The sequence below is a fragment of the Pseudomonas brassicae genome, assembly GCF_010671725.1.
GTDB lineage: Bacteria > Pseudomonadota > Gammaproteobacteria > Pseudomonadales > Pseudomonadaceae > Aquipseudomonas > Aquipseudomonas brassicae.
In genome coordinates, this window is record NZ_JAAHBU010000051.1 from 37,740 (window position 1) to 44,728 (window position 6,989).

A 6,989-nucleotide genomic window follows, 5' to 3' on the forward strand; every position below is an offset into this window, starting at 1 on the left:
AGGCGTCAGCCCAAGACCGGCGTGCCGTTCACCCGAAAGCTGTCTGCGCCCGAGGTGACGGTGCCGGTTCCGTGGGCATGGGTGGCTGTGGCCTAGCAGTACAATGGGTTGCATGAAAGTGTTCCGTTGAGTGTCTGAATAGGCGGCTGCACGTCGTCAGATCGCGCAGGGTCGTGACAGGAGCCTGAGGGCATTCACGGCGCTGAATCGGCATCAACGCGGCGCTTGCGTTTTCTTTGCCTTGGCTTTTCGGGGCGGCTACCGGGGTGTACGTGCCACAGGTGAGCGTTTTCACGCAGGCGTTGCTGAATATGCGGTGGATAGTCAGCGAGGGTGGTCTGGGCTGGCACTGGTTTGCCGGGCAGTCCGGCTTGGCGAATCACTTTCGGCCAGCGTGGTTTCCAGCACAGCATCAGGCTAAGCCAATGGCCCAGGCCGAAGATCAGGAAGGCCGGAGAGATCAGTACCAATCCGATTTTTATTGTGATCGATGAGTCACGAAAGTACTTTTCGAGCCCCTCGAACTGCGGTGTAAAGGCTTGCCAGGGCCACGGAAAGTGGGAGGTTATGCGTGGACGTGGCAAACCTTGCGGGCCTTCGTCCATGAAGCGGCGGATGAACTCCCATTCATCGCGTATTTCCGATTGCAGGAGGGTGGGTTTGCCCACGCAGACGAGTTCAGTCTGCAGGGTGCCGGTCACTCGCGATGTCCAGGACAGCATAAGTGGCACTTCGATCTGACTGACGCGTGGGAGATTCAGTGCTGTCCCTGAGGAGGTGATGCCGTCCCATGGCAATGTGACAATACCGCCGCAACAGGGCGGCCGATGCAGGTAGACCTGTTGAGTCTTGCGGTTGAAACGGATCAGCAGGTGGCGTGAGGTAAACATTTCCAAGCGTGTGAATCGAAAACCGTACTTCAGATAAAACCAGGTTGTGACACTGGCGATGCTCGAAAAAAGCAAAATGGGAACCAGCGCACCACCATATGGCGCAGCAGGGTCTCTTGAGAGATGCTCTGCCATCGTGAGTGAAAACATAACGGCTTCGTAAGTGAGTTTTGATACGTAGAGAATGATCGTTAGTGAAACAATGCTAACCAGCCCGCGCTTCGATTCCCAGATTCCACAGCGCATTTCCAAAACGTCATTATTGTAGAGATAGACCGGCCCACGCAATTTTGGCGTCTGGCTTATGCTCAGTTTTGCGGCTGCCTGCTCCTTATTGTCATCTTCTTCGTACAGGATCTCTCGCTTGGGGTCATTTCTGCGAGCTTGCGCAGGCTCGAGTTTCGCTTGCCAGCATCCCCACTCGAAGAAATACATCATGCAATCCCTCCAATAGCGTTGAACAGTGCACCGAGTTCATCCTCGTTGTCTGCGTAACGCTTGTTGCTTGCACTCAAGCTGTAGCAACAGCGATCGCACCACTGTGCTAGATCGTCTTCGTAAAGAATGAGTAGTACAACGGTTGACACCAGCACTATCGCACCACCCACCCATGTCATGCGGCCAAGTAAAAGCATCGCGGCTTGGTTAGCGGCAATTCGAGTCGACCACTGTGACAAGGTCAAAAAAATAATTTTTTGTGCGGTGGTGTTTACTCGTGCGGCCAACCAACTGAAGTAAGCACCAGCCTGGGAAAGGGCGATGCCGCCTTGTCCACTCAACAGTGCCAGCGTCGCCAAACTGCGAATTGTGTAGGCACTTCCTAATGCAGTTTTTCGGGTGAGTGCGAAACCTGGTTCTTCCTGGAATGAATCTTTTGCGTCCTTTACATCCCACCACATACTCACCAGTCCGGCTGCTGATGCCAACCCCGCCCCCCACAACCGATAGCGCCCCAGGCTGATACTCGCGCCACGTGCTGTCACGCTGTTTGGCCCTACCTGGCTCAACGCCTGTTCCGTCCCCACCGCCAGCAGTTCTATGCCTGCCGCCGCACTGGTCAATCCGGCTGCCAGCACTTCGCTCCAGAAGCGCTGGTCTTTGGTTTCGCGATGCCCCTGCAGCAGCAACAAGGAGGCTTCCAGCAACAACAGTCCGCTGGCGACTCGCAGCCGGTAGAAGTCGTTGCTGTGCGCATCGCGCAGGCTGTTCACATAGGCCTGGTCCAGGCGCCGAATGATTGGCGCAGCGGTTCTGCCAGGGGACGCCGTGGTGCCGGCCTGGGCATGCTCCATCATGCGCAAGTCGACCGCCTGTGCACCCAGCGAAGCGACAAGGTAGGCGCTCAAGCGCCTGTGGAGTGCACGGTCCAAGCTATTGGGTGCACCGGCCCGCAAGGCTTCGCGGCCCAGTTGACCTAGCCAGGCCAATGCACCGGCGGCATTGACGTGGCCATGCTGGGCGATCAGATCCAGCTGGCCGTCCACGCGGCTGAATTCAGCGGCCAGCTCCTTGCTTTGTTTAAGGGCTGTGTCCAGCAACTGCCAGTCGTCACCGCGCGCCGACGGGTTGGCCAGATGACTGCGGGTGCGCTCCAGCACATCGGCAATCGCACGCTGATTGAACACGAATGAACGCAATGCCAGGTTGCCGGCGTGCACGCTGTCGGCCTTCCACCACTGGGCGATCAGTTGCGCACCGCGTGCTACACCCTCCATGCCGATCACGCAGAGCCCGGCCTGGTGGGCAAAGCACACGCCGCTGCGCAGGTCCTCGGGATCATAGGCCGCCAATGCGTTAAGCAGGTTCGGATGCTGCAACCAGGCCAGGTGGTCCGCTGCGCGGGCTTCGGCCATGGCCTGGGCGACCTGGCTCTCGCTGTCGAACTGGGCCAACTGGGTGTGCATGGCGTCAAGGTCGACACGGGGCAGGTAGCGTTCGTTGAATAGCTGGTCGAACTCGCCAGCGTGCGCACGGGCCTGCAACTCGTCGCGCTTGAGCTGGCTGTTGGCCTCCAGAATGCTTTCGCGAGTGTGTTCCCACCAGTCCTGCATGCCAGGCTGTACAGCCTGCTCGCTCCCCTGGAGGTACGTGCGCATGGCCTGGGTATGCTGGCGCACCTGTGCTGCCACTTTGCGTTTGCTGAAGTTCGTGTGCAACTCGGTGAACGCTTGCGCCACCAGCACCTTGCGCTCGTTGCTGGGGCCGGGCTTGCCCTGCGCACCGGCTGCCTCGGTAGTTTCCAGCCAGCATTTCAAGTGCTCCAGCGCAGCGTTGCGCCAGGCGTTGAGCTCCTGGGTGATGCCAATGGCGTCCTCCACCACGATGGCCACGCCGCGAGGATTGAGCGTGCCATCGGCAGGTTTGAGCTGCTGGTAAGTACCTGCCCGGGAGATGATTTGTGGCGCACTGAGCGCTTGTTCGGCGAGCATTGCCCTGAGCCTTGGCTGGCCCTCGGCCGCGAAGTCGGCTACGTAGTCGAGGTCGGCATGGGTCAGCACGTTGGGCTCGGGTGAAGCACAGGAGGGGCCCGCCAAGCGCGCAATGTCGACGGCAGGCATCACCGCGCGGTCGCGTTTAAGTTTGCCCATGGCCGCCAGGGTCAGTGGGTCGGGGCTGTAGAAAAGGCGCAATTCCTGCAGGTCATCCAGGTCGTGTACGGCAAACGTCCAGGCCATCGCGCGGATGAAGTCCTGCGGGTTGCTTGACGGCGGGGCTGGCGTCCAGGGCACGCCCGGAGCAGTGAGCGAGAGGGCGCCATTGGCATCGACGCGGTAGGGTGTGTGCCAGGTATGAAGGCCCGTGCTGGCGCGTTTTTCCAGCACGTACAGAAAGCCTTCGCGCAAGGTGCGGATGGCATACCCGGCATGTGTCAGCGCACTGACTGCATGGGGCGCACGCAGATGCTCGGGCAGCTCAGGCAACAGCCTGATTGCAGTGCTGTTGCCCCCGACGGCAGCGTAGCGCAGCGGCAGGATGGTGAAGGTTCGGGTGCAGCTAACGGCCGGGCCGCTGGCAAACGGCTCGCTCAAAAGCGCGGCGTTCTTTTTGCAGAGGTCGAAGAGGTAGTCCAGGTTGCTCATTGAACGTCCTTAAAAGCTGTTCTGGTACTGGTATGCCTGGAATGCAACGAGAAGACGTCGCCCCTCGGTGCGGGCTTCCAGCAATGCCTCCTGCCAAGCTGGGAGGTTGACCAGAACATCGCCCTCCAGCGCCATGCAGGTGACGTAGTCGATGAGGTCCGCCTGGCGTTTCAGGCCCAGTTCTCGAGCCTTTGCCAAGTGCCGCTGTACCACGCCGAGTCGTACGCCATGACAGCTTTGCTGACCCGCCGCGCTCAAGGGGGCTTGAAGCTGATCGGCCAAGCGATGGCTCAGCGGGTCGCCTGCCAGGGCCTCCCAGCATGCCTGGTCCAGCTCTATGCCGAGGGCGGGCGTGAGTGGTGAACGGTCGTAACCCGTTAATCGCTGCCAGGTTTTGCGTGAAGGATTCGCCGCAGGGAACCACCAGTCCTTGATGGGTGCCAGCCACTGCGCAACACCCGGCAGGTCTCGGCACGCGTGCAGGCACGTGAGGGAATGTTCGGTGTGATAACGCAGCAGGTAACGCTCGCCATCGGGAGCACTGATGGTGTTGGCGTGGCTCAGATGCTGTGCCAACTCAGCTGGCGGCAGGGCGCTGACGATCCACCCACAAACCGCATCACCTGCCATTCGATTGAGGTTGGCGAAAAAATCATGCTGGCCGGCCAGTGACGCGCCCGGCCGTGGCGCGAACAGCCAGGGGCCGACCTCGCGCAGATTGCTGAATTGGGCTTGCTGAAGCAGCGGCCACCGTTGCGGGTCAACCGCGTTGGTCACGACCCTGCGCTCAGTTACCGACAAGCGTGCCATCTCGACAATGCCCGTGAGCTGGTAGCGTTGCGCCTCCTGCAGCGGGCGGAACAATTCCGTTGCGAACGAAGCGCTCATGCGTTGCTCGCCTCCAGGCGGACTACACTGCGGCCTTCCTGAATGGCCTTGAGCAGGCAACTGAGGCATACCGGCTCTCCGGGCTCGGGTGCGCCACCGATGTTCAATGCGTTGCCCATACCTGTAGCTCCGTGGCTGACCGGGCCCTTGATGTGAATGGCCACACCTTCGAGTGTGATCCCCGCGCCATCAATGCGCAGCGTGCCACCGGCACTACGCAGTACGAGGCTGTTGGACGCCTGTATTTCATAGACCTGGGTCCGCTGTTCAATGGCTTCCCCGGCTTGCACGGTGATGTGTCCGGCAATGGCCTGCTCAAGGTGCCCACCGATTTCCACCCTGTGGTTGGCAACCGTCTTGTCGGTCCGGTGGTTGCCTACTTCTTCGGTGCGGTCCTTGCCCGTGCTGATGGTGTGGTTGCGCACGATGTTCAGCGTGTCGTCGCGGGCCACTTCGTGAAAGCGGTCCTGGCCAATGCTGACATGCTCGTTGTTATCGACTTTTTCATCACGGTTACGGCCAATGCCGGTGTATTCGTCCTGGCCGATACGCTTGGCGCGGTCGACACCCACACTGAGGGTCTGGTTGTTCTTGACCACACTGTTCTGGTCCCTCTGCGCATGGATGAACACCTCTTCCTGCCCCAGCTCATCCTCGAAGCGCAGCTCGTTGAAGCCATTGCCCTTGTGGCTCTGGCTCTTGATGGTCATGCGGGTCTTGTGCCGCGGCAGCTTGTAGGGCGGCAGGTTGGCGGCCCTGAAGGTGCGGCCGATGACCAGCGGCTGGTCCGCGTCGCCGTCCAGATAGGAAACGATTACCTCCTGGCCGATACGCGGGATTGCCATGGCGCCCCAAGTGGTGCCGGCCCAGCCTTGGGATACACGCACCCAGCAGGAGCTGGTGTCGTTGTGCTGGCTCTCGCGATCCCACGGGAAGCTGAGCTTCACCCGGCCCCATTCATCACAGTAGATCTCTTCGCCAGGTGGCCCGACCACGGTGGCGGTCTGCGGGCCGTCGATACGCGGCTTGTCCAGCAAGTCGCTCTTCCAGTCGGCGCGCCCGTCGATCAACTGGGCGGTCTGGGTGTAGCGCGTGCCGAGGGTGCTCTCGCCGGCTTCCTCTTCCTGGCTGCTGTGTTGAACACCGTGGTGCTCGATGCTGATCGTGCGCCAGTGGGTGTTGAAGGCCTCGCGCGGGTGTTCGTACAGATTGAAGCCCAGGCCAGGCTGCAGGTGTGCGTTGTCCCCAATGGCGACTGCGATGCGCGCATCGTTGCGCAGCGCCAGCAGGCGAGTTTGAGTGAAGGGCTTGCCGGCCGCGTCACGCTTGTAGCGGCCGGGAAAATCGTAGCGCTCGTAGGTACCGCTCTGGCGCTGCAGGTCGCGCCCAACCACCTCATGTTGCTGGTTGTAGCGCGGGTGGGTGAAGGTGTAGTCGCGCTGCACCTGGCGCGCGGTGCGTACCTGCTCGGTGTAGTCGAAGCGAGTGATGGCGGGCAGGGCCTGGTCGCCACCGGCGCTGCCTGCGTAGATCACCGCGCAGTCGTGGTCCGGTCCGATCTGGCCCAGGCCCAGCACGCGGTCGGTATGGATCAGGCGATGGCCCTTGGCGCTGTGCTGGAAGGTGTAGAGCAAACCTTCTTCGGCGGCCAGGCGGGCAATGAAGTGCAGGTCGGTTTCGCCGGCCTGCACGCAGTATTCGCGGGGTTGATGCGTTGCGGTGATGACCTGCTCGCGGTCGAACAGGTGATGCAGGCCCAGCACCTTGTCGATGATCTGCGGCACGCTGAGTTGCTGGAAGATGCGCCAGTTCGAACACAGCGCCAGGCGTGCCAACTGCGGTTCGAGCACCACGCGGTAGCGCGTCCGGCGAAAGCCGCTCTGGCCCACGGTGATGCTGCTGACCAGCCCGTGCACATAGCGCACCGGCTGTTGATGGCGCCACAGGGTGAACACCGCGGGGTTGTCGAGCAGGCCGGCGAAATCGACGTTGGCGTCGTGGCTGGAGAGTTCCAGGGTCAGCTTGAAGGGCGTCGACAGGCCTTCTGCCAGCGTGAATTCGATCACATCGAACTGTGCCGGGCTGCTCTCGGTGCAAAGGTAAAGCGCAGGTCTGACTGGCGTGGCATGGG

At 61.3% G+C, this 6,989-nt stretch carries 4 protein-coding genes; all 4 read right to left on the reverse strand.

The features are described 5' to 3' along the window. Positions 1 to 194: 194 nt before the first annotated feature. Positions 195 to 1,328, reverse strand: coding sequence for a DUF6708 domain-containing protein (locus tag G3436_RS04950; RefSeq protein WP_243667016.1), 1,134 nt, complete (start codon positions 1,326 to 1,328; stop codon positions 195 to 197). Continuing rightward, a complete protein-coding gene (locus tag G3436_RS04955) occupies positions 1,325 to 3,970 on the reverse strand; it encodes a T6SS effector BTH_I2691 family protein (protein WP_163941971.1) in 2,646 nt (881 codons plus the stop codon). Before G3436_RS04955 ends, G3436_RS04950 begins: the two co-directional genes overlap by 4 nt. A 9-nt stretch (positions 3,971 to 3,979) precedes the next feature. Continuing rightward, positions 3,980 to 4,858 carry a DUF4123 domain-containing protein gene (locus G3436_RS04960; protein ID WP_163941974.1) on the reverse strand — a complete coding sequence of 293 codons (879 nt, stop codon included), beginning with the start codon at positions 4,856 to 4,858 and terminating at the stop codon, positions 3,980 to 3,982. After that, positions 4,855 to 6,989 (reverse strand): type VI secretion system Vgr family protein (locus G3436_RS04965; RefSeq protein ID WP_243667017.1); only part of this gene is annotated, 2,135 nt, incomplete at its 5' end. The genes G3436_RS04965 and G3436_RS04960, both read right to left, overlap by 4 nt.

Excerpts from the sequence above, each read along its gene's own strand:
- G3436_RS04950 (WP_243667016.1), bottom strand. The coding sequence starts at position 1,328 with ATGATGTATTTCTTCGAGTGGGGATGCTGGCAAGCGAAACTCGAGCCT.
- G3436_RS04960 (WP_163941974.1), bottom strand. The coding sequence starts at position 4,858 with ATGAGCGCTTCGTTCGCAACGGAATTGTTCCGCCCGCTGCAGGAGGCG.
- G3436_RS04955 (WP_163941971.1), bottom strand. The coding sequence starts at position 3,970 with ATGAGCAACCTGGACTACCTCTTCGACCTCTGCAAAAAGAACGCCGCG.